The following is a 20,908-nucleotide window of genomic DNA, read 5'->3' on the forward strand; positions in this document are numbered from 1 at the left end:
ACTTATTAATTCTTACTTATTAATTCTTACTTATTAATTCTTACTTATTAATTCTTACTTATTAATTCTTACTTATTAATTCTTACTTATTAAATAATAAATATTATTTAAACTTCTTGAACCTTGCAGCAGCAATCCGAAGAAAAGAGCGAAGCGCCTTGACCAATTCTTTTTCTATGATACTAAACTCTATCATGTGTCTGTTAAAATCGGCAAGAAACTGCATGTTTATCATATTGTTTGCCTTCAGGTAATTGACATACCTGGCTACCTGATTGATATTGTTACCGACCCTGCTGATCTCTGGGCCGAGCCTATCCAACACCGCGATTAACTCTTTAGGATTAGCAATAAAATCGTCAGGCTGCGCCAGCGCCTTCTTCCGCAGGTAAACAGACAATGATTCATGCCCTGCAGCCGTCATCTCAGCCTCCAGTCGCCTGTATTCGCTATCGGAAAAGGTCAGCTTTACTTGCCTGGCTCTCTTTAATTCAGGCGATAGTTTTGGACGCCCTCCCTTTGCTTTCTTAATATCTTCCATACATTCTTTGCTCAATAAAAGACACGAGTTGCGAGTGGATTTCCCCCTTGCTGATAGCTACGCTGAAAGCAAGGCAAGAGGTTTTGAGGGACTCAAAACACATCTTGCAATACAAAGCCCACCACACACCAAAAGAAAGAATTCTAGGCAAATAATACAAGGAGAAGGGGCTAGGAAGGGATAGGATTCCAAAGATGGAGCATTGGTTAAGCTGGAAAGAAGCAGGGGTGCATGGATGATAACTACTCACTACAAGAAAAAGCACCAGGTGCTAAATTCAGCGGCAAAACACTTATTAACTATTGTATGTTATTTAAAATTTAATAAGCAATAATAATTATTATTTACGGCTATTAATATTTGTCATTTTAAGGCAAGCAGCTTAATAGCCAAGTTAATGGTTTGAGACGAAAAGCAGAAAGAGTCAGAGAAGGGTAGACAGGTCAATAGGGGAGAGGTAAGGTTCCAGAAGCCTTCGGCTCTTAAAAGCCCGCACGTGGCAAATACTACTATCGCTATTACATGAACTTATCCAAACCTCTGCAAAAAAATCACCCATGTAGTATAGGCATACCTTGTACTCTCCATCAAGGCGGTTTGAAAGAAACTGCCCCTCATCCCATACCGCCTGTGCCCTGTCATTAAGTGAAAGAATACTATTGAACTCATATAGATTCATAGGAGAACAAGCTAGAAGTTGATTAAAAGAATAGAAGGCAATGTAAAGCTTAGCATCTTGTGCTTTGTGAAGCTATCATTTAGTTATCCTTCAGCAGGTACCGATTTCTTGATCGTTTCGTGAAGTAAGGCAAAGAGCTTGATCGCATCTACATCCAGTAGTACCGCCAGGTCCAGCACCTCACTTACGCGGAAGGAACGGGGATCGTCAATCTTGTTTCGCAGTCGCTGGTTGTTTACACCTAGTGCTTTGGCCACGGGAGTATATGGCACGATATCAAACAGCTCAGAAAGGGAAGTCAGCTGCTCATTCTCGAGCATACGCTTACCTAACTCAAACTTAGGGCTCTTATCTTCAATTTGCATTGTCCTATAACTAACGAATACTAGTGGTTTATTTTAAGATAAAACATCTAAGGATAGATGCCTACAAATATATACGTAACATATACAATTTGATACTAAAAGTATTTGATAAGTTTATCGTCTATTCTTCTTGTACTTGTTCCTCAAGAGCAATAAAGACAACAGTAGTAGGAGGGAGGAAGATTTGATGTTTTTGCAAGCTACAAGTGCTTTCAGAAAGTAGCTGCAGTGTCCGTCAAGTCATTGATAAGATCGGAGCATTGGGGCACAGAAAAACAAGCATATTTAGATAGAGTAAAGGTACAGATTCTCTAAGCTGCTTTATGTTCAATAAAGATGAAAGAGTGCTATGCCATGTAGCTTACATCTGACGCCATGGTAGGGTAACTGAAAAGAAAGCTTTTCAGGTCTCTTGCCTTCATCCCTGCTTTCATAGCCAAAGCAAAAATATTGATCGTCTCCTCCGCGAGCGGACCCACCAAGTGCGCACCAAGTATGCTTCCGTCACTCTTACTAACCAGCACCTTATAGGCATAGGCAGGGGCGCGGTGCCTCCTCCCGTTAAACCACTTCCTGGCGTCCAGGGAGTTTACGCTGTAATCCAGCCCCTGTTCCTCCGCCTGCTTTTCAGTAAACCCCACCGATGCCAGTGACGGAATGGTGAAGACCACCGTGGGAATCTCCGGGTAGTTTACTTTTTTGCTGTTGCCCTTGATGATGTTCGCTGCCAGAAAGTGCCCCTCGTAGACAGCCACTGGCGTTAAGGGCAAGCCTTCTGTGTCGGCCACGTCTCCAGCCGCGTACACGCGGGGATTAGAGGTGCTTTGCAAGTACTCGTTCACCTCAATGCCCTTCCTGCCGTGCACTACATTACCCTTCTCCAGGTTCAGCTGGCCCACCTCCGGCACACGGCCAATGGTGCTTACCACCAGCCCTGTTTCAAGCGTTCCCCTGCCTGCCTCGCCTTCCAAACTGACTTCATACTCGCTGCCCTGCTGCGTGATGCGCTTTGCCTGGCAGTTAAGCCTTATGTCAATGCCTGCCTCTCTGGACACACGCACCAGCTCGTCCACCATGTCCTGCTCAAAGTGCTTCAGGGGGCGGGGGCCGTGCTCTATGATGGTGACGCTGGCCCCGGCGCGTGCGGCAAGGTGGGCAAACTCAAAAGAGATGTAGCCGCCGCCCAAAAAGGTGATGTGCTTTGGCAGTTGTGTAAGGTTGAAGAAATCGTCGCTGGTGATGGCATGCGCTGCCCCCGGCATGTCCAGCTCCCTTGGGCGTGCACCGGTAACCACCACTATCTTTTCAGCGGCAATAGCCTGCTGGCCAACCTGCAGGGTAGCTTCATCCAAAAAGGAGACAGGGGCATGGTAGGTGTCTATGCCTGCTTTCTCAAAACCCTTCTCCATGTTCTCCGGCACAGGGTCTGTGAAAGTGTCCTTGAAGGCCATCAGCTCGCCCCAGTCTATTTTCACCTCTCCGGAGAGGCCTTTGCCAAGATGCAACTGCACCTGCTCCTGCAGGCTGGCACCGTCAATGAGGACTTTTTTAGGGTCACAGCCCCGCAGAGCGCAGGTTCCTCCATAAGGACGGAGGTCGGAGATGGCGGTCTTCAGCCCAGCTTTCGCGCACTTTTTGGCCACAGCGGCACCGGCCATCCCGGCACCGATCACAAACACATCGTATTTCATAGCAAGTTCGTATTGTCAAGTATTATTTAAGTATTTGCTTAAATACTTTTATGTTTGTAATTTTGTTGTATAAATATTTGAAATGAGAGAAGATAAAACATGTATCCGGGTATATGCCGATGAGCACCGGCTGAAGCTGTGCGCTGAGAAGCTGGATTCTGCAGGGACCATGATTCAGACGCTGAGCCAGGTGCTGAGTCTGGCTGGCAGCGAGACGAGGCTGAGGATCCTCTACCTGCTGGAGGAGGAGGGGGAGCTGTGCGTGTGCGACCTAAGCGACGTGCTGCAGATGACCATGCCCGCCGTGTCGCAGCAGCTGCGCAAGCTTAAGGACGGCGGCATCATCCAGAGCAAAAAAGTGGGGCAAACGATCTTTTACTCCCTGAAGCAGGAACACCTGGAAATCGTAAAGCCCCTTTTCAAGCATATTAGCAGTAAGTTAGAACAAGCATAATCCCTATCATGAGAACATCCCCGACAAGACTGTTAGGAACCGGCCTGCTGACGGCCCTTCTTGCATCGCTCTGCTGCATCGCTCCCTTACTGGCCCTGGTAGGCGGCGTCACCGGTGCCATCTCCGCCTTTGGATGGGTGGAGCCTTTCAGGCCTTACCTGGCAGGCGTTACCGTGGCCGTGCTGGCTTTGGCCTGGTACCAGCGGCTAAAGGCAGGAAAATCAGCTGCTGCCTGTGCATGTGAGGGGGAGGCGAGCCCTACTTTTTGGAAATCAAACAAATTCCTGCTGGCCGTAAGCTGCGTGGCACTGCTCCTGCTGGCCTTCCCTGAGTATGCGGGAGCCTTCTACAGGCAACAACCCGTTGCCAAAGCTGCCAGCGTGCAGACGGACTTCACGCAGTCGGTAAAGCTGCAGGTTAAGGGCATGACCTGTACGGGCTGTGAGGCGCATGTGAACCAGGAAATAGGTAAGCTGGCAGGTGTCTTCAGCGTGAGCACCTCCTACGAGAAAGGCAATGCCATTATCAAATATGACAGCACAAAGGTAAAGCCCATGCAGATCCTGCAGGCGGCGAAGAAAACAGGCTACACTGTGGCCATAGAGGATAAGAAGCCATGATGGATAAGACGAAGACAGCCTCCGTGCTTACTTGCCCGGAGTGCGGGCACAGGAAAGAGGAGCAGATGCCAACGGATGCCTGCCAGTATTTCTACGAGTGCGAGCAATGCCGCACCGTACTGAAACCCAAGTCAGGAGACTGCTGCGTGTACTGCTCTTATGGCACAGTGGCGTGCCCGCCCATCCAGCAGAACAAGAGCTGCTGCTGACCTTTGCAGCCGATAGGTTCAAATAACACACCCCGGTGAGTTGCTTTCCGGTGGAGAAGCCGTAAACCCTGGCATTCCCAAAAAAGCCATATAATTCGCTCAATTTTTAGGCCTCTGTTCTGCCCAACCAAGGCACTTTCTCTCATAACTGCTTATATGTTAAAAAAGATAACTTCTAAGAAATATTAAATGTAGCAGCTCTAGAATTAGTAGTTACCTGAACACATCATTACACTTCACCTAAAGTTAATACACCAAAAGAACCCCGCCGAAGGCGGGTCGCCATGGCAGAATTTCGACTTTCAAATCTCCCCAGTTAACCCCATCAGTATTAAAATGAAAGATCTTGCCTGATGTTACCAGACAAGATCTTTCAAAGGACTATGCTGCCATAGTTGTTGCTTCTGCCCCCAGGTTACTATCTGCCTGTAGGTTCAGGATATAGCTGGCCGCTTTAAAAGCCTTTGTGCTTGCATAGATAATCATGGTCTTGTCATCTTTGAATTTCTTCGCCCATCCCTGCAGGTAGGCCACCGAGTTCTCAAAAACCTCCGCTTTGATACCTGCAAAGGCGTTGAGGAAACTTGCTCCCATCTCGGCTATCAGCTCCTCCTTAGAGTAATTTATGTCCCCAAACCGGGCCGCCTTCGCTTCATCGGCGAAACGGTTAAGCCTGGTTTGATGGCCTGTAGAGTGAATCAGTTCGTGAAACAAAGTCGCGTGATAAGCCTGAGAGGAAACAAAGCTGCTCAGCTCCGGCATCTGTACCGTATCATTAAAAGGCGCATAGTAGGCCTGGGAGCCGCCGTGCAGAACGTTCGGGCGTGGCATAGGGTATTGATCCACCACCTCCTGACAAGCCTCTATTACCTGCAGATCGGTACGCTCATGAACAGAAGGGAGGGTAAACTCTATTCCTTCCACCTGATCAATGTTAAATACAGTCCAAATAAAAGGGACAAACCTTCTCTGATACACCTCCTCTGTCTCTCCTGCAGTGCCATTACCCTCCCTAGTATCACTTTTGGCGTAAACTTTCCAGTAGATGATCTGCGTTCCTTTCTCTCCCTTCTTTACATATCCCCCCAGCTCTTTAGCCTGTTTATAGGTAAGAAAATAGGGCGTCCTAAAGCTTTTTTTATCAGTCAGGTAGTTCAGAAAGAAAGCATTGAAGCCTTCATAATAGCGGCCAGATACATAGTTTTTAGGCAATCCGTAAGATGTCCATGGCTTTCTCCAGAATACCTGGCCTTGTTCTAATTGCTCGATGACCTCATTTGTTACCTGATCTGCCAGTTGAATGAATTTTTGATAAGCGTTCATAACTTTTAGCTTTAGAAGGTTAAACAAAACTTATATCAATATATACGTAATGTATACATTTAGTTACATTTAGTATATTTAATTTATCCGCAAAATAGAGCTTTTATTTCCCCTTATGTTAGCGCTAAATTGCTTGTGTGGTATTGTAGAACAGGCATTACTACAGAAAGAAAAAAAGAAAACCCGCCGTCAGGCGGGCCGCTACGGTTGGTTTACAGCCGAGATTTGAAGGAGTAAGGGACTTTTATAAAAGTCCCTCGTCTGCAAAAGAATAATAACCCTCATTGGTAAGGATGATGTGATCCAGAACAGCAATATCAAGTAAGTTACCGCCCTCCTTCACCTTTTTAGTAAGGCTAATATCTGCACTGCTAGGCTTTAAGTTGCCCGATGGGTGATTATGAGCTAAAACGATCCCACTGGCATTGGCTTTGAGCGCAGCAACAAAGATAAGTTTGGGATCTGCCACCGTACCGGCCACGCCACCGGTAGAAACCTCAAATATTCCCAGCACTTTGTTTGCCCTGCTTAATAACATAACCTTAAATTGCTCGCGGAACTGTATGCTGCCCTCATCCCATAGCTGTAGGAAGAAAGTGTAACTGTCTTTAGAACTCGTAATCTGCGGGCGCTCGGAGGGCTTCACCTGGGGATGGTAGCTGAGCTTTACCTCTGCAATCTGGCTGACGGTTGTTGAAGTCTGTTCCATACACACAAAATTTAAAGGGGTTAATATAAAAGATATATTGATATATACGATGCGTATATAAAAAGTTACATTATGTATGTATTATTTTTATGCTTTTATCTTATTTTTCCCGGCCCTGTATAGGAATCTTTAGACTTCATAGCTAGTTATTAAAGCACTGGTCATATTTTAGCTGTTTTTGTGAAGAAGTTGTGTAATTTTCGCAGCGCAAGTCTCTTTCTCTTCCCTTTTGTTAAATCTTTATTGTTCACGAACCCCTCCGACATTTCAATTTACTATTTATAAGGAAGTATATAGAAGTATATATATTTAGTGGCAATACTTGAACGGCTGTACGGAATAGAGCCAATGGGGTGCATTGTGGGTGTGGCAATACTTGAATGACCTATTGCTACTGAGGCAATACTTGAACAGCTTTGGAGAAGCGTGGCAATACTTGAATGGCTTGAGGCAATACTTGAGTAGGTAAAACAGCTATTGTTGAGGGGAATAGCCAATTTGTGGCGATACTTGAACGACTTGAGACAATACTTGAATGGATTGTGGCAGTACTTGAACGGCTCCGGCTACTGAGGCAATACATGAACGGCTCTGACAGAGTGAGGCAATACTTGAATAGCAAATATCCTCTTGGCTCAAGAAGGCATCCATAAGGGAAAATATCGATGCGATACATTAAACCTGCCGCTTCATATGGCTTGCAGTAACGCAACCTGTCAAGAGACCCTCAGAAAGAACGCTTGTGGCATGCTGGAGACATCCGCTAGGAGTTTCTAGCTTTATTCAAGTGCCTTCGTTAAGTTTCTGTACAGTAGAGACAAATCGTTCCTGCGCATAATGTCGATCCTCTCCACATTGCACGTTATAGAAGAATTGGCTGCTCAGCTTGTCATACACTATTTCGGTGACTCTACCTTTTTGGTCACCTAATCCTGTGAACGTACCGCTTACTTCTACATCTTCTCCAAGTTTGTATTTTGCAAAAGTCATATCTCATCCATATATTAGATTGGCTCTTTATGTCTTGTATGCGTGGCAATACTTGAATAGCGTTCTAATTATCGTCGGAGAACAGACCTCCCCGAATAAGCTTTTTCGCCATTGCCAGTGTGATATCCTTGTTGTGCACCTTAAAGTATGCTTTACAAAGCTCATTTGCCTTGTGCGTCAGGTCTGCGTCCGAATTAGTCAGCCAACGCTGAAAAGTATCTTTCTCTCCTGTGATCTGGACATGATTCCCATATGTATGGTGGAAAAGATCCCGCATACGCTCCAGCAGAGCAATGTAAAAGTTATGATCCTCCTTCGCCTCCATCACCTCGTGGTATACGGAGAAGTCCAGACTAACCCAGTAGAGCTCTTGGTACTTTTTCGTTGGATCCCCCTGAACAAAGGTATAGTCGAAAGGCAGCTTTCCCTTCTCCCGAATGTAGTCCAGCACCCTCTTCACACTTTTCTTCTTGAACCGAGGTTCCTCTGACTCAATATGGGCAACCGAGGCCAACAGATCTATAGGCAACTTTGTGATGCGTTTACCCGAACTAAGCAGCTGGTGACGCGTCTTGTAAAGGAAAATGTACAGGCTCTTACGCCCGTCGCCGCCGCGCCCTTTTCCTACATGCTTGTAGCCGTTGGTGTCAATGGTATAGTACCTGCGAAAAAACCCTTCCATCAACTCATCCGATATTCGGACATCGTAAATCTTGATGGTGTTGGTATGTCTGTCGATACTAACCTTGATATCCTTGAGAATGGCAAAGTTCTTTAGCTCTATCACCTTATCCTGATGCTTATATTCGTAGGAGCGAGAGAAGATGATGTTATTGCTCAGCATGTGGAATAGGGCATAGTCAAAGGTTGTCTCAAACCTGTGACCGAAATATTCCGGCACTTCCGCTTTGGGGTTATTTTTGAACTTGGGGTGCACCTCACATAAGGTCTGCTTGTTACGCCCAGTCTCTTTGCAGAACTCTGAAAGCGTGAACCTCGTGAACCCGAAAAGATCCTTTTTCATCTTCCTCGAAATGAAGACGATGAAATCTTTCACAATACCGGCATCCTCATCAAAAGACTTCTCAATGTCTCTGATGTTATCGGCTACGCTCCTGTCAATCCTACTCAGGAAGTAGGTTGGATCGCTTAAAAAGGTCTCAGAGGGTTTGTTCTCGTGTTGCATAGATTACATATTTAAAGGCACATGCACGGAACGGTCGGTAGCCTCCTTCACAACCGCAGCAGATCCCAAAAGCAAGGCAACCTCATGCCCATCAAAGTTAATAAGAGTGGGCCTCCCTGAGGCCAGTGCCTGCCCCAGGCTCTCCTTTGATACAGGAGTGCTTAGTCTAAAATCCTTCTCATTCAGGAAGCCTCTTAGCCATTGGTACAGCTCTCCCTCGTCTTTACAGGAAACTGGGTTAATGATAATCCTCGGGTGACTTAGCTTTATAAAGCCTACAATGTACATAATATAATAGATTTATAGTGTCAATCTTTTTCAATGCGGACACTGTACCCAATTTTCTGGAGCGTTTCCTGAGCCTTGATAAGCCTGGCCAGGAAGGTTTGCCTATAGCTTCCCTTCCCACGGCCAACGCCTTCATCCAGCTCGGCCAACTTCTCCCAGGTTAGGTTTGTCTCCTTAAACATAGCCTTCACCTCTGCGCTGATGTGGGTCTTAGGATCACACGCTGCGCATGTCTCGCCTTGGTTGTTCTCACTCATAGTTTGAACCTGATAAATTGCTTATTTGATAACTCAACAGGCTCAAGGGCCTCCTTAAACAGCGGGTAAAAAGGGGAGGGACCTTTGTTTCCTGCAGCAAAAGAAGCTTGCTCAGCCTGTTGGTACTGCTGCGCCGAAACCTTGAGCCAGTCTATTTCATACCCCGCCTGTCGGGACAAAAGGGAAAAGAAAACCTTTAGTGTTCTGGTGTTTCCCTCACGGAAGGGGTGAATGGCATTCAGCTCCTCAAAAAAATAAGATCCCTTCAATAGGAACTGCTCCCTGGCCAGTCCCTTTAAATACCCCGCTGCCTTCAGCTCCTGGAGTAAGTGGTTGGCATAGGGCTCAATCATACGTGGCGCGGCATGTACGGCATTGCCTTTGGAGATCATCACACTCCGGAGCTCCCCTGCCCAAGGGTAGACGGAGCCAAATGTTTCCTTGTGGATCAGCTGCCAAAGCGTTAAATCAAACTTTAGCTGGCTGGGCAGTTCATCAGGCAAAGCCAGCACGTTATGTCTCCAGTGGGTAAGCTCTAATTTGCTTAGCTTAGCTGCGTCCCTGATGTCAAAATGATTGATCAGCACACTGGTGCCGGGATAGCAGTACCTGTCGTTCATTACAGATACTTTAAGTTGAATACCTGAGTCATCTCCTCAGGCGTGATTTGCCCGTTGATATACAGTTCGTCCAGCACCTTGTTGAGCTCCTCCTCCTCGTAGCCCTCGCAGGCAGCTATGTGGTTTGTCTGCCCGAGTTGCTCTCTCCGTTCCTGGCGAACCATTTCCGATACCACAGGCCTGTCTCTGTACTGAGATAAAAGCTGCTGTACTTTCTGCTCCCTGACCTCCTGCTGCACTGTCTCCAGACTTCTGATCAGTCCGTTGAAGTACTCAGCTATAGTTCTGTGATTGCGTTGGTTCGTGGCTTCTATGGCTTTGATGAAGTACATATCGTCCACGTTGCTCTGGTCATAGTTTTCCAGTATGATCGTGGTCCCGTTCTGTAAAATGCCTTTTACTCTGTTCATGCTGTCTCAAGGTAATGCCTGTATTGGTATACGAAATAGGCTTAGCAAATGTAACAATATATCGTTACATTTGCTAATAAAAACTAGCTTTTCTTCTGTTTCCTCCTATATTATCACAAAACCGTTAATCACCAACATATCTAGATCCAAAGTCATCTATGGCAAGAAGCAGTTCATCAAAAGAGGCTCCATGGTTATGTAAAAAAGTTGATGTAAGCTAAAGATAGCGGTATATTATTCTGTTGTTAAATCTAACAGTGATACCATGAACTGTAATTGCATTAGGGAAATCAAAGAGCAGGTAGAGCGGGAACTTACTATGAAAGGCAAGAAAGTTGTGAGGGTGACAGTGCCAACGGAACTTCTCATATGTGAGAATCAGAGAGGGGCACAAGAAGTCAAGGCGGTGACTTTCTCAGAGTTGCACGTTCAGCTTAAGGAGTTAGAACGACATCAGAAATCAATTTTTATACATAGCTATTGTCCGTATTGTGGCACCAAAGTTCTGTGATACGGGATATGCCAGAGATAGCGCTAGACAAAAGTACCTTACCCAAAGATGGACAGCATGTCAAGTGGCTGGTATGGATAAATGACGTAGAGGCTATCTGGAAAGAAGGGGAGTATCTTGCAAAAGAGCAGCTGTTCATCAGAGGGCCATTTAATGGAAGTTACAGTTCATTATTAACTATAAGCGATGAAGACTTCGATTCCGCTTGGCACGTGCTGAGGTGGGAGGCTGTGAACAGCAGCATCACAGTGCAAGGGAAGTAAGAAATATTTCCAAGGGAGGTTTATGATCGTTAGTGTGTCCCTTAATTCAAAGCAATAAAATCTACCACTGCATAATAGCGCCCTTGCGTTTTTGCCAGGATACTATAGGGAGACACTTTTTTTCTCAAGGAACTATAAAATCACATACCCAAAGAGTTGATCAATGTTCTGTGGGTCCGCCAGACTAACTTTAAAATAGCGTTTATTGAGTTCATACTAATAAAATTGCTTGATACAGTCATTAAAAGGCTGTCAGACTTGATAGCTAAGCCTTTTTGTCAAACCGCACAGCTTCCAGAAATAAGGCGAAGAAAGTCTTTCTCATAACAGGAGGAAATCATTGCACCAATAAATCTTAATGTATTATTATGCCAATGGCATTATACATTATAGTCAAGTATCTGAATAACAGAAATAAACAATACTTATAATATAAGAGTTAACATTTAATAGCTAATACATAATAATTATTATTCATTACGTATTAAATGTTAATTATGTGGTTAGTCTCTAATCTGGATGATAGTCACTGAACATAAGTAATTATATTATATGAGCCTTATCTAAACGAAAGAGTTCGCTAAGCTTCTATCGATGAAGCATGCTTCTCCTTATCCAGTGTTTTGATCAACTCATGCAAAAGTGAATAAGCGGTGTTAGTTTGAAGCAGGTCCACCTCCTGCACACTGTTCACCATCAACTTGCGGTTACAGATATTGATGCGGTTAAGCATCGGAACAATGCTGTTGAGGTAGCGGTTATAGAAGCCAGCAATATCTTCCACGCCGTCAGGAAGCTTATAGCCTGACTTACCTTGGATACTTGCGATTAGCACCCCGTTGTCGCGCAGGTGTTGGACACAAACCCGCAGCTGCTGCTCCGAAAAGGCCGGAAATCTCTTTTTCATCTTTTCGATGATTTCCCGTTTCTCGATGAGGCGGTCAGGAGCGGTGCGGAACATCAGGTACAGGTACTGCAACACGGCAAGCGCCTCCTCCGAAAGGCTGTTTCTGCCAGAGAGTGCCTCTTGTGCGGACTCCGAGGCTATTCTTCGTATAAGGTGGTTCTTCTGCCGGTCTTCGGGTGTAGGGGAGAGGAGATAGTCTGTTCTTTCAAAAGGGAAAAAATCAATGAACGTACGGTCGTGCAGCAGATCGAACAGGGCGGATGCCTTTTCGTGGCTGTGACTGGTGCAGTAAATCTTGCCCAGGCAGCCAGAAAGAAAATCTGCCAGCTGCACCAGGGGCTCCTCTGCCTTATCCTCCACCAGGCGGTAAGAGCGCTCCGGCGTAAACAGATCCCGCTGGATAACCTTAGTTTCAATGTAATGGTGCAGGCTGCGCCGAAACTCTGGCCAGCCAAGCTGATCGGCATGAATCGAGAAAGCAGTGAAGTTTTTGGGAAACTGCTTGAGAAAGATTCTGTTGAAGTATTTATAGAACACATCATTATGATCAAAACCTGCTCCCTCCAGCTTGCTCTTGTTGATGACCATCCCCAGCACCACGAAGTCCAACTGGCGCAGCTCCCTTAATACCTCCAATCTTTTCCGGAAGCCCTTCTCATCATTGGGGATACGGCTGGACTTGATGGGTTGGCCTTGGAAGAAGCGTTGGCTGATCGTATCCCTTAGCAACTGGGCCTGCTCCAGCTTTTTCTCATCCAGGAGAACAGCTGTCAGAACAAAATGGGAGAAGGTACCGGCTTTATCCAGGTTTAGGCTGGCGTTTCCGAATTCATCCAGAAAAATATGTACATGTTGCATAGGAGGAGTATAGAGTGATAACTCTTATGCCACATAAGATACAAAAGATGAAGCACTTTCAATATAAATATAGTAAGCCTAAACTACGCTGGTGAGGGCATCCGTTTGAAGCTGCCCTTGTCGGATGTGAAGCCGCTGAACGGTGATGGCAAAGAATTTCTTCCCCCTGCGGGTGGTGAAGCCATGGCTGTTAAGCCGGTCAGCAATTTGCTGATAGGTCATATCCTTTTCCCGATACATCTGGATCAGTTCCGTGGCCTGTCGGTTGGCTTTGTGCGATGCTGCGTTCTCCTGCCGTATCTGAAGTCCTTTTGTCCTGGCTCCCTGGGTCAGGTTCTCAGGCGTACCCAAGGCAAAACCCTGTAGTTTCTTTTGCTGGAGCGCGGCTCTGGTCCTGGAGCTGATTAACTCCCGCTCATGCTGGGCCAATACGGCGAAGATTCCGATGGTCAGGGTATTGGCATCGGGCATGTCCACGGCAAGAAAGTCCACGTGGCTGTCACGCAGCTTAAAGATAAACCCGGCGTTACGACTGAGACGATCCAGTTTGGCAATCAGCAATTGGGCCTGCTCCCGCTTGGCCAGGGCGATGGCCGCCTCCAGTTCCGGACGGTCGTTGCGCTTGCCGCTCTCCACCTCAATGTGCTCGGCAAGTAGTGTGTCGCCGGGCTTGAGGAAACCCTTCACCATCTCGCGCTGTGACTCCAGACCCAGCCCACTCTGGCCTTGCTTCTTTGTGGAGACCCGGTAGTAAGCCACGTACTTCATCTTCGCTACTCCTTATTATATAGGTGAAACTCGGGTCAAAGTTAGTTATAACATTTTACAAACGGACGTTTATAAAATGTTATAGATACACAAATATGTAAAATGTCTTTGCTTTGCTATAAATTTTAGAGAACCAACAGGTCAAAAGGGGATGTGTAATCTAAGGACCGTCCATCCATTAAAGACAGGGGAAGAGGTGCTTGCCTGTCGGGGCAGCAGTAAGATAGGGGAAAGTTTGAGAAAGGTGCCGTAGCATTTTGGATACCACAGTTTACCCTTGTGTACTTATACGAGGTCTTCTTGGTACACATTGACTTTATATGTACCAGAAATTAACATTCTTGGTACACACCTTCCGCTATATGTCCCTAAAATCAGCATTCCTGGTACATATTAAGAATCTTGCGTGCCTATAACAGGCGTGGTGGAGGTGTACTGCTCTTTGGCATTCACAAAGACCTCGATCAGGGGGAGGTTCAGGTAATAATTGCTCGTGCCTACCTTTTCTTTTTGTAGCAGTCCTAAATCAGCAAGTGCATTTAAATATCTGGCAGCGGCTTTTCGCTCCAGCATGAGGTCCTTCATCACAAACTCAATCTTGGTGTAGGGGTGCTTGAACAGGTTGTTGAGCAGATCCTGACTGTATATTTTTGGCAGGTCCGTACGAATTCTTTTTTTGTACTGCTGCATGAGGAGGTTTATGCTTTTCACCATCTCGATGGTCTGCTTGGCAGTTTCTTCCACTCCCTTCAACATGAACAGGAGCCATGCCTCCCAGTCACCTGAGTCGCGTACCTGCTGCAGTAGGCGGTAATAGTCTGCCTTATTTTCCACCACATAGCGACTGAGGTATAGCACAGGTAGTTGCAGCAGGTCTTTGCACACCAGGTACAGGATGTTGATGATACGTCCTGTGCGGCCATTCCCGTCATAGAAAGGATGTATACTCTCAAATTGGTGGTGGATGATGGCCATCTTGATCAGCGGGTCGACATCCGATACCTCGTCATCATTAATATATTGGACGAGGTTATGCATGAGGTGTTCTATCTGGTCAGGGTGCTGCGGCGGTGTGTAAACCGTTTCACCCGTTTTGGCATTTTTCAATGCCGTGCCTGGCAGCTTACGCAGGCCAGCGTTGTTCTGCTCAAGTTCCTGTTGAATCCTAAGAATATGGCTTAAGCTCAGAATCTTATTCTTACGCACCGCTTCAAATCCTTCTCGTAAGGCAGTGGCATAGTTCTGCACCTCCTTAGTGGCAGTGCTTAGGGCGTAACCTGCCTGCAGTTCGGCTTTGAACAACTCATCCTGGGTGGTGATGATGTTCTCAATGGCCGAACTGTCCCGCGCTTCCTGCAGCGTAAGCGTGCTGATCAATATCTGTTCATTGGGAATAGTTGCGGCCACTCCTTTCAGCTCGGCCAGATAGCGGTGGGCTGTCGTCGCCTGTTTTAAAACGGCTTTTGTCTCTACTTCAACAGGAACAGGTAAATCAGTTGGCTGCCACATGGCTAAAATTGTATTAGATTAGTGAAAAGCTATTGGGGGTTCCCCAACAGCAAATGGTGTATAACTATGTAAGTTGTCTTTCTAAGATAACAGCAGTCGATGAGAAGGCCAGCTCTTGGTTGAGCTATAATTACAGCTGCCCTATCAGCTCCTTAGCCTTATTCAGGTTGTAAGCTCCCTCTATAGCTTTACTCTCAAAAACCATAAAATAGTTATAGCCAGAACCAGCCAGTTGTGCCCACTGATTGCCTAAACGGCATTTTGCTTCGCTGTCTGAATTATCCCGATCATCTCCCTTCGTTTCCAAAAGTATTACCCTTCCAGACTTCGTGTAAAGTATGAAATCAGGGTAATGGTTAGACTTGAACCCGTTTATGGCAAAGCCCTTGCCACGGCCCAGGTTACGATGCCAGAACAGTACATTTGGCAGGCCTGAAAGCTCCATAATGCTGCTCTGTTCAAAATTGTTCATACTTCCCTCGCGCTCATAAAGTGAGCTGGCAACCGGCGCACCCAGTGCACCGGGCACCAAAGTCACAGGAAACTTCCAGTTTGCAGCTGCTGTAATTTTTCCAATCTTCAGCTGCTCATTAAAGCGCTGTTCTGCATAGGCGTCAGCCAGTGATCGGATCTTCTTCTTTATCTTATCGGTGTAGCTATACTTGCGCGACAGGAAATCCCGAAGCTGTTCGGTTGTTAGCTTGGAAAGAATCCGCTCCACGTAGATTTTTACCTCCTGTTCAGCGATAGGGTACATGTTGCCGATAAGCTGCATGATCTGGTGACCAATGTCTTTTACCTGGCTCTCCTTAGGCTTTGCCAGAATGTACTCGGCAATGGGATCCTTTACCTGTTGCTGCTCAATCTTCGCGAAAGACGGTGTGAAGTCATCCTTCTTGGCCTCATGCAGATCCACCTTGTACATATCCGATGAGATGCTGTCAAACGCTACTTTAGTATCCTCATCGGAAAGCCGGAAACCTTTTAACAGCACCTCCTGATTAAGTAGGGCAGCACCTGTTTCCATATCGAAAATAGAGCTGGTGGGTACTTCCAGGAAAAACTGCGGCAAGACTATCTGCTGTGCCGTTTCTGCAAAGGCATCCCGCATCTGGTAACGCTGTACTTTTTCACCCATTTCAGAAAAGATGTTGTCAGTATTCGATTTCTCTTGTTCCTTTATCCGCTGCTCTGTTTCAGCAACCTGCTGCACAGCCATTTGCTCGATCTGTGAAATGACGGAAGAGGAGGCAGTAGGAGGTAAAGGAGTATCAAGGCTATAGCTAATGCGACCGGTGTCGATCTCGTCCTCATTGGGTGTCTCCGGGTACTCCTCTGGGAAGAATGCCTTGTTCAGCGATTGCTGAGGCGTTTCCTCTGGCTTTGGTGCCTCCGGCAGTGCATCCTTATGGCGGTAGTCTTTGCTGCTGAAACCGGATGCCTGCAGCCCTTTTACAATATTCTGCAGCGTTTCATTAAACTTGGCTGAGGCTGTGAGCACGTAGGACACGTTCAGCAAGGGGTGGCTGTGTTTCATCACATAGGGCTGGCGCAGCACCCGACCCAGTATCTGCTCCACATCCACGGCCGAGGACTTGTCGGCCAGGGATGCCAGTATGTAGGCAAAGGGGCAGTCCCAGCCTTCTTTCAGGGCGTTTATCGTAATGATGAAGCGGACCGGGCATTTCTCCGACATTAGATCCACGCCCTTCAGCTCGTCTTTGTTTGCTGTTTTTATCTTGATCTGCTCCTCCGGAATGCCCAGTTTAAGCAGTTGCTGCTTCAGCTTGTCGAAGGTGGTATTGTCTTCGCCGGTGCGTGGCTGCGCCTGAAACAGCACGATCGGGCGTATATAGCGGCCTCCGTTTTTGTGTTGGGCCTTGGCCAGCTGCTCCAGGTTCTGTTGCAGGTGCAGAGCGCTGTTCACCACCTCCGTTTTGTCGTGGTGGTTATACACGATTACAGGCAGCTTTACCATGTGCTCTTTCTTCAGCTCAATGGCAGGCACCAGGCTGATGATATTGCTGTTCTCCTTTGGCGTGGCGGTAAGGTCCAGCAGGAAAGACGGATTCAGGGCCTGCAGCATGTCCACACTCAGGTCGCTTTCGGCATTGTGGCTTTCATCTACCACTACCACAGGGTTCAGGCTACGGATCACGTTGATCAGCGCCGTCTCGTCTGTATTGTCCAGCAGGTGAGAGGTGTCTTTATAGTGTTGTGCGAACTGCGCCAGTTGCCCGTTTTCCTGGTATACTTTGCGGTCTTCCTTGCGGCGGGCACGCAGGCTGGCAAAGCTCATGACGATGATGGTGAGCTGCTCCTGCACCACCGTTGGGTTGAAGTTAGCCCCCTGCAGCAGATCGTCTTTCCGGTATACTTCTACGCGGTGGTTGAAGAGGGCATCCAGCTTCTGGCGGTAAGGGTGATTTGGGTCGCTCAGGTTCTTTACCGTCTGGTCCAGCAGGTTACTCCACGGCACCAGCCATACCACGGCCTTGGGCTTTTCTACCGGGAAGGCCCTGAAAATGGTGCTCAGGGCATTGCAGGCAATAAAGGTTTTGCCACCAGCGGTGGGTACTTTAATGCAGATGCTGGCTGCCCCCGGCACATTGTTTTTGTAGGGGCGCATGCCCTCGCCCGTTAGCGGGTTGTAAGGGCCTATTTTGTCCTCCCAATACTTACTGAAAGCCTCCCCAACCAGCTTGTGCTGCTGGGTATACTCCAGAAATGTTTCGAGGTCCTGTATTACCTGCTGCTGATATGTTTTTAACTCCATTTAGGCTCCCGTTCGTCTGTTGGTTTTTTTAGAACTGGCGTTTAGCTTTTCTACTTCTTTATCGGAATCGGCTTAACTGGCGACTTCCTCTTACTGAATTGTTCAAATTTTTCTAATAGTTGCCGGTTTATCCAGAAAGTATACACCCTCTTTTATCTGATGATCGGGGGTAGTATAGAAGAAGATAGTTGATTCCGGCGGGTTTTGCTGTGCTGGCATATCTTAAAACCTTGAAATATCTCTCGGTATCTTTTTGAAAACGATGTTATACTTCTGCAACAGCTCTTTGGGAAGCAGGCAGTTGTCGGCATACATCACATACTGCTCTGCCTTGTGCGTGACGGTGGCCAGGAAATCGTAGTCAAGGTTTGTGATTTGGTCTGGCTCGTACACAAAATAGTAGGCGGTGTGGTGCAGGCTGCCCAAAAAGTAAGCATCGGAGCCAGCGACAGGGGCAGGGTAGGGGCTGCGGGTTTCGGAATACCAGATGTATTGCCGCATACGCTCCAGGCCCACTGCCTCGTTCAGGTTGTGCTCCTCATCAAACAGGCACGGGCCTAATGTATAATAGGTAAAGTCGCCGCCTGTGCCTGCTACTGCTTTACTGCCTTCGCCATAACCCTGCATCACACGCTTCACACGCTCGGCGGTTATACTTTCGGCATAGTCTTCCATCTCTACCAGTATAAACCTGCGGTTCCCGCCATCCTCTTTGTTCAGGTTCAGCACGGCATGGGCGGTGGTGCCGGAGCCCGCGAAGCTATCTAGGATAATAGAGTCTTTCTCGGTAGCAAGTCTAAGAACTCGTTCTACTAACAGGCTAGGCTTAGGAGTGTCAAACGAAGCTGACTCAGGAAATAGAAGATTGATTTCATTCTTTGAGGTTCTGTTGCTTCCTACCTCGTCTTTCTTCCATAAAGTACGCGGCACAAGATCCGACACCTCAGAAAGATAACGCTTTATGCTTGGTCTAGCACTTCCGTTTGGCCCCCACCATATCCTACCATCTTTATCTAAATCACGCAACTTCTCTTCCGAGATACGCCAGAACCTTCCTTGCGGAGGAGAAAAAGACCTACCAGTCGGTCCCTCAATGGTATACAAGCCCTTTGAGTAAGGCTTGTTAGCATATGGATCACCTGGCAACCAAGGCCCCCTTGGATCTTTGTCTGGATTAGAATAAATAGAATTGGATACCTCATTCCTTGGGAGTTTGTTCGGTACCCAATCAGTACTTTTAGAATAAACCATGATATAGTCATGGTCAGTAGAGAACTGTCGAGCCGAATTGCGGGGAGAGTCTGCTTTCTCCCATATGATGTTAGTAACGAAATTACCTACGCCAAATACTTCGTCCACTAGAGGTCTTAGAAATCCTTGTGCATTATCATCTATTGAGATGAAAATGGCACCATCACTTGACAGCAACTTGTGCAGCAACTTCAGGCGCGGGTACATCATGCAGAGCCATTTGTCGTGGCGGGTCAGGTCCTCGCCCTCTTTGCCCACCACTTGCTGCAGCCACCGCTGTATTTTAGGGTCGTTTACATTGTCGTTGTACACCCAGCTCTCGTTGCCGGTATTGTAAGGCGGGTCGATGTAAATGCATTTCACCTTGCCCTCATACTCCGGCAGCAGCGCCTTTAGCGCCTCCAGGTTATCACCGTGTATGATCTTGTTTGCGGCTGCGGCGGGTGCAGTATGCTGTTCGGTGGTGAAAGTATAGGCAGGCTCCAGCACCCTGAAGGGCACGTCGCGGTGGTGGTTCACTACTTTTTCTTTTCCAATCCAGTGGAGCGTAGGCATCAGGTAAGGGTGGTTTCTGGGTTTGCTACAAAAAGGTAAAGATAGCAAGGTTTCGGGAGATAAGCGCACGATAAAAATAGTACTATGGCGCAAGTGCCTATCACCGCTTTTGCAGGAGCTCACCCATTTTTTTGCATAAAATATATAAAAGCAGTTCAGTAATATATAAAACCGTAATCTGAAATGACTTGTAAAACAGGAACAGCAAAGGTGCAACTGGTGCTGTGCACTCCTTGCAAGGAACTGTTGTGGCGGTACAGCTTATTAGCTCCTTTGCAATTAACTACATGTAAGATAGCACTACCAGCATGGATAACAGTCAACATAACACACATAACAACGGCAAGCATCAGGGTGGCGGGGATGCGCGGCGTAACCCGGCCCATGGCCGAAAGGCAGCTGCGCGAACATAACAAGTAAATGCACGAAGGCGGAGGTGGTGACGGTAAAGGCAAGGACCATGACATGGAAATGAACCCCGAGATGCGCCAAAAGATGCTGCACATGCACCACATGCAAACGCTGTGGGTTTACTGGATGATCATCATCCTGGGGGTATGGGTGCTGCTGTCTCCGCTGACCTTCGACTATGGGAGGGCGGTGACCGAGCCCAGCGGCGGAAGCGAAGTGTGGCTGAGTATGGAAGAGCGGGTCGCTTTTATGAAATGGAGCGACATCATCAGCGGGGCACTGCTTGGTTTGGAAGTGGCTGCCCTGGCTGTACCCTTAGGGCCTAAAACAGAAGTTTATGCCGAGTGGGGACGAGTACATCAAGTAAGGCACTACCGACTGACGCGGTAAAAGTGCAGGTGCGGGAGGAACATAAAAAAGAGAAGTTGAGGAGGCCCTGAAGCCTGCACAGCATCAGCACGTACCCTAACTGACCGTTATAAATAGTTTTACAGCAAATGGAAAACTCAAACTGATATGGAAATAATAAAGTTTAAGACAAACGTCGTGGATGAGGAAGCCTTGTCCAAAGTGGCACCACTTTTAGATAAAGAAGAAAGGATAAGCAAGTGGAGCCTCGACACGGAAAGCGCAGAAAAGGTGCTGAGCGTGTCAGGCACGGGGCTGGACCCTCAGGTAGTTGAGAGCGCAGTAGAAGAGGCCGGGTATAAGGCTGAAATTATACGTGTAATGGGCATTAGTGGCGGAGATTTGTGAG

Annotated in this window: 20 protein-coding genes; 6 read left to right on the forward strand and 14 right to left on the reverse strand. The window is 47.2% G+C overall.

The window, feature by feature from the left end:
- Window positions 1-103: 103 nt before the first annotated feature.
- The 3 genes from FJM65_RS18980 to FJM65_RS18990 all read right to left on the reverse strand — a co-directional run bounded on the left by FJM65_RS18980 (window position 104) and on the right by FJM65_RS18990 (window position 3,276).
- Window positions 104-541, reverse strand: coding sequence for a plasmid mobilization protein (locus tag FJM65_RS18980; RefSeq protein ID WP_025603960.1), 438 nt, complete (start codon window positions 539-541; stop codon window positions 104-106).
- Window positions 542-1,303: 762 nt separating this feature from the next.
- Window positions 1,304-1,540 (reverse strand): hypothetical protein, encoded by a 237-nt coding sequence (locus FJM65_RS18985; RefSeq protein ID WP_140455303.1) that lies wholly within the window; start codon window positions 1,538-1,540, stop codon window positions 1,304-1,306.
- A 392-nt stretch (window positions 1,541-1,932) separates the two neighbouring features.
- Complete coding sequence (locus tag FJM65_RS18990) at window positions 1,933-3,276, reverse strand: dihydrolipoyl dehydrogenase family protein (protein ID WP_140455304.1); 1,344 nt, start codon at window positions 3,274-3,276, stop codon at window positions 1,933-1,935.
- Window positions 3,277-3,358: 82 nt separating this feature from the next.
- On the opposite strand from FJM65_RS18990, the gene FJM65_RS18995 reads away from it, so the two are divergent.
- Genes FJM65_RS18995 through FJM65_RS19005 form a run of 3 tightly spaced genes read left to right on the forward strand, consistent with a single transcriptional unit; the run spans window position 3,359 to window position 4,559 of the window.
- Entirely contained in the window at window positions 3,359-3,730 is a 372-nt protein-coding gene (locus FJM65_RS18995; RefSeq protein WP_140455305.1) for an ArsR/SmtB family transcription factor, read from the forward strand.
- Window positions 3,731-3,738: 8 nt separating this feature from the next.
- Window positions 3,739-4,350, forward strand: a complete 612-nt coding sequence (gene merTP / locus FJM65_RS19000; RefSeq protein ID WP_140455306.1) for a mercuric transport protein MerTP — start codon at window positions 3,739-3,741, stop codon at window positions 4,348-4,350.
- Entirely contained in the window at window positions 4,350-4,559 is a 210-nt protein-coding gene (locus FJM65_RS19005) for a GDCCVxC domain-containing (seleno)protein (RefSeq protein WP_036774895.1), read from the forward strand. Before merTP ends, FJM65_RS19005 begins: the two co-directional genes overlap by 1 nt.
- 381 nt (window positions 4,560-4,940) lie before the next feature.
- Here FJM65_RS19005 and FJM65_RS19010 read toward each other — a convergent pair whose 3' ends face one another.
- The 6 genes from FJM65_RS19010 to FJM65_RS19035 all read right to left on the reverse strand — a co-directional run bounded on the left by FJM65_RS19010 (window position 4,941) and on the right by FJM65_RS19035 (window position 10,342).
- Window positions 4,941-5,882 (reverse strand): ArdC family protein, encoded by a 942-nt coding sequence (locus tag FJM65_RS19010; protein WP_140455307.1) that lies wholly within the window; start codon window positions 5,880-5,882, stop codon window positions 4,941-4,943.
- A 244-nt stretch (window positions 5,883-6,126) separates the two neighbouring features.
- Window positions 6,127-6,591, reverse strand: coding sequence for a JAB domain-containing protein (locus tag FJM65_RS19015; RefSeq protein WP_025603952.1), 465 nt, complete (start codon window positions 6,589-6,591; stop codon window positions 6,127-6,129).
- Between the two features lie 1,054 nt (window positions 6,592-7,645).
- Window positions 7,646-8,767 carry a hypothetical protein gene (locus tag FJM65_RS19020; RefSeq protein ID WP_140455308.1) on the reverse strand — a complete coding sequence of 374 codons (1,122 nt, stop codon included), beginning with the start codon at window positions 8,765-8,767 and terminating at the stop codon, window positions 7,646-7,648.
- 308 nt (window positions 8,768-9,075) lie between these two features.
- Window positions 9,076-9,312 carry a hypothetical protein gene (locus FJM65_RS19025; protein ID WP_140455309.1) on the reverse strand — a complete coding sequence of 79 codons (237 nt, stop codon included), beginning with the start codon at window positions 9,310-9,312 and terminating at the stop codon, window positions 9,076-9,078.
- Window positions 9,309-9,932, reverse strand: a complete 624-nt coding sequence (locus FJM65_RS19030; protein ID WP_140455310.1) for a Fic/DOC family protein — start codon at window positions 9,930-9,932, stop codon at window positions 9,309-9,311. Before FJM65_RS19030 ends, FJM65_RS19025 begins: the two co-directional genes overlap by 4 nt.
- Window positions 9,932-10,342 carry a hypothetical protein gene (locus FJM65_RS19035; protein ID WP_140455311.1) on the reverse strand — a complete coding sequence of 137 codons (411 nt, stop codon included), beginning with the start codon at window positions 10,340-10,342 and terminating at the stop codon, window positions 9,932-9,934. Before FJM65_RS19035 ends, FJM65_RS19030 begins: the two co-directional genes overlap by 1 nt.
- Before the next feature lie 519 nt (window positions 10,343-10,861).
- On the opposite strand from FJM65_RS19035, the gene FJM65_RS19040 reads away from it, so the two are divergent.
- On the forward strand, window positions 10,862-11,116 hold the full coding sequence (locus tag FJM65_RS19040; RefSeq protein WP_137761677.1) for a hypothetical protein: 255 nt from the start codon (window positions 10,862-10,864) through the stop codon (window positions 11,114-11,116).
- 580 nt (window positions 11,117-11,696) lie between these two features.
- On the opposite strand, the gene FJM65_RS19045 is transcribed toward FJM65_RS19040, so the two are convergent.
- The 5 genes from FJM65_RS19045 to FJM65_RS19065 form a co-directional block, all read right to left on the reverse strand.
- A complete protein-coding gene (locus FJM65_RS19045; protein ID WP_140455312.1) occupies window positions 11,697-12,881 on the reverse strand; it encodes a DUF3800 domain-containing protein in 1,185 nt (394 codons plus the stop codon).
- A gap of 78 nt (window positions 12,882-12,959) precedes the next feature.
- A complete protein-coding gene (locus FJM65_RS19050; RefSeq protein WP_112306905.1) occupies window positions 12,960-13,649 on the reverse strand; it encodes a recombinase family protein in 690 nt (229 codons plus the stop codon).
- Between the two features lie 393 nt (window positions 13,650-14,042).
- On the reverse strand, window positions 14,043-15,158 hold the full coding sequence (locus tag FJM65_RS19055) for a Fic family protein (RefSeq protein ID WP_025603943.1): 1,116 nt from the start codon (window positions 15,156-15,158) through the stop codon (window positions 14,043-14,045).
- A gap of 130 nt (window positions 15,159-15,288) precedes the next feature.
- On the reverse strand, window positions 15,289-17,934 hold the full coding sequence (locus tag FJM65_RS19060) for a DEAD/DEAH box helicase (protein WP_140455313.1): 2,646 nt from the start codon (window positions 17,932-17,934) through the stop codon (window positions 15,289-15,291).
- Window positions 17,935-18,156: 222 nt separating this feature from the next.
- The gene (locus FJM65_RS19065; protein ID WP_140455314.1) at window positions 18,157-19,740 is read right to left on the reverse strand and encodes a site-specific DNA-methyltransferase; all 1,584 of its coding nucleotides are present in this window, start codon (window positions 19,738-19,740) and stop codon (window positions 18,157-18,159) included.
- Window positions 19,741-20,160: 420 nt separating this feature from the next.
- Between FJM65_RS19065 and FJM65_RS19070 the strand changes: the two genes are divergently transcribed.
- Together FJM65_RS19070 and FJM65_RS19075 are read left to right on the forward strand one after the other, a co-directional pair.
- Window positions 20,161-20,541, forward strand: a complete 381-nt coding sequence (locus tag FJM65_RS19070) for a hypothetical protein (RefSeq protein WP_140623698.1) — start codon at window positions 20,161-20,163, stop codon at window positions 20,539-20,541.
- A 126-nt stretch (window positions 20,542-20,667) separates the two neighbouring features.
- Window positions 20,668-20,907: a copper chaperone gene (locus FJM65_RS19075; RefSeq protein ID WP_140455316.1), complete on the forward strand. Its 240-nt coding sequence runs from the start codon at window positions 20,668-20,670 to the stop codon at window positions 20,905-20,907.
- The last annotated feature ends 1 nt before the right edge of the window (window position 20,908 follow it).

Source organism: Pontibacter mangrovi (genome assembly GCF_006385705.1).
Lineage (GTDB): Bacteria > Bacteroidota > Bacteroidia > Cytophagales > Hymenobacteraceae > Pontibacter > Pontibacter mangrovi.

Excerpts from the sequence above, each read along its gene's own strand:
- FJM65_RS18985 (WP_140455303.1), bottom strand. The coding sequence starts at position 1,540 with ATGCTCGAGAATGAGCAGCTGACTTCCCTTTCTGAGCTGTTTGATATC.
- merTP (WP_140455306.1), top strand. The coding sequence starts at position 3,739 with ATGAGAACATCCCCGACAAGACTGTTAGGAACCGGCCTGCTGACGGCC.
- FJM65_RS19010 (WP_140455307.1), bottom strand. The coding sequence starts at position 5,882 with ATGAACGCTTATCAAAAATTCATTCAACTGGCAGATCAGGTAACAAAT.
- FJM65_RS19060 (WP_140455313.1), bottom strand. The coding sequence starts at position 17,934 with ATGGAGTTAAAAACATATCAGCAGCAGGTAATACAGGACCTCGAAACA.
- FJM65_RS18980 (WP_025603960.1), bottom strand. The coding sequence starts at position 541 with ATGGAAGATATTAAGAAAGCAAAGGGAGGGCGTCCAAAACTATCGCCT.
- FJM65_RS19040 (WP_137761677.1), top strand. The coding sequence starts at position 10,862 with ATGCCAGAGATAGCGCTAGACAAAAGTACCTTACCCAAAGATGGACAG.
- FJM65_RS19070 (WP_140623698.1), top strand. The coding sequence starts at position 20,161 with ATGCACGAAGGCGGAGGTGGTGACGGTAAAGGCAAGGACCATGACATG.
- FJM65_RS19005 (WP_036774895.1), top strand. The coding sequence starts at position 4,350 with ATGGATAAGACGAAGACAGCCTCCGTGCTTACTTGCCCGGAGTGCGGG.
- FJM65_RS19020 (WP_140455308.1), bottom strand. The coding sequence starts at position 8,767 with ATGCAACACGAGAACAAACCCTCTGAGACCTTTTTAAGCGATCCAACC.
- FJM65_RS19065 (WP_140455314.1), bottom strand. The coding sequence starts at position 19,740 with ATGCCTACGCTCCACTGGATTGGAAAAGAAAAAGTAGTGAACCACCAC.
- FJM65_RS19050 (WP_112306905.1), bottom strand. The coding sequence starts at position 13,649 with ATGAAGTACGTGGCTTACTACCGGGTCTCCACAAAGAAGCAAGGCCAG.
- FJM65_RS18995 (WP_140455305.1), top strand. The coding sequence starts at position 3,359 with ATGAGAGAAGATAAAACATGTATCCGGGTATATGCCGATGAGCACCGG.
- FJM65_RS19025 (WP_140455309.1), bottom strand. The coding sequence starts at position 9,312 with ATGAGTGAGAACAACCAAGGCGAGACATGCGCAGCGTGTGATCCTAAG.
- FJM65_RS19030 (WP_140455310.1), bottom strand. The coding sequence starts at position 9,932 with ATGAACGACAGGTACTGCTATCCCGGCACCAGTGTGCTGATCAATCAT.
- FJM65_RS19035 (WP_140455311.1), bottom strand. The coding sequence starts at position 10,342 with ATGAACAGAGTAAAAGGCATTTTACAGAACGGGACCACGATCATACTG.
- FJM65_RS19015 (WP_025603952.1), bottom strand. The coding sequence starts at position 6,591 with ATGGAACAGACTTCAACAACCGTCAGCCAGATTGCAGAGGTAAAGCTC.
- FJM65_RS19075 (WP_140455316.1), top strand. The coding sequence starts at position 20,668 with ATGGAAATAATAAAGTTTAAGACAAACGTCGTGGATGAGGAAGCCTTG.
- FJM65_RS19055 (WP_025603943.1), bottom strand. The coding sequence starts at position 15,158 with ATGTGGCAGCCAACTGATTTACCTGTTCCTGTTGAAGTAGAGACAAAA.
- FJM65_RS19045 (WP_140455312.1), bottom strand. The coding sequence starts at position 12,881 with ATGCAACATGTACATATTTTTCTGGATGAATTCGGAAACGCCAGCCTA.
- FJM65_RS18990 (WP_140455304.1), bottom strand. The coding sequence starts at position 3,276 with ATGAAATACGATGTGTTTGTGATCGGTGCCGGGATGGCCGGTGCCGCT.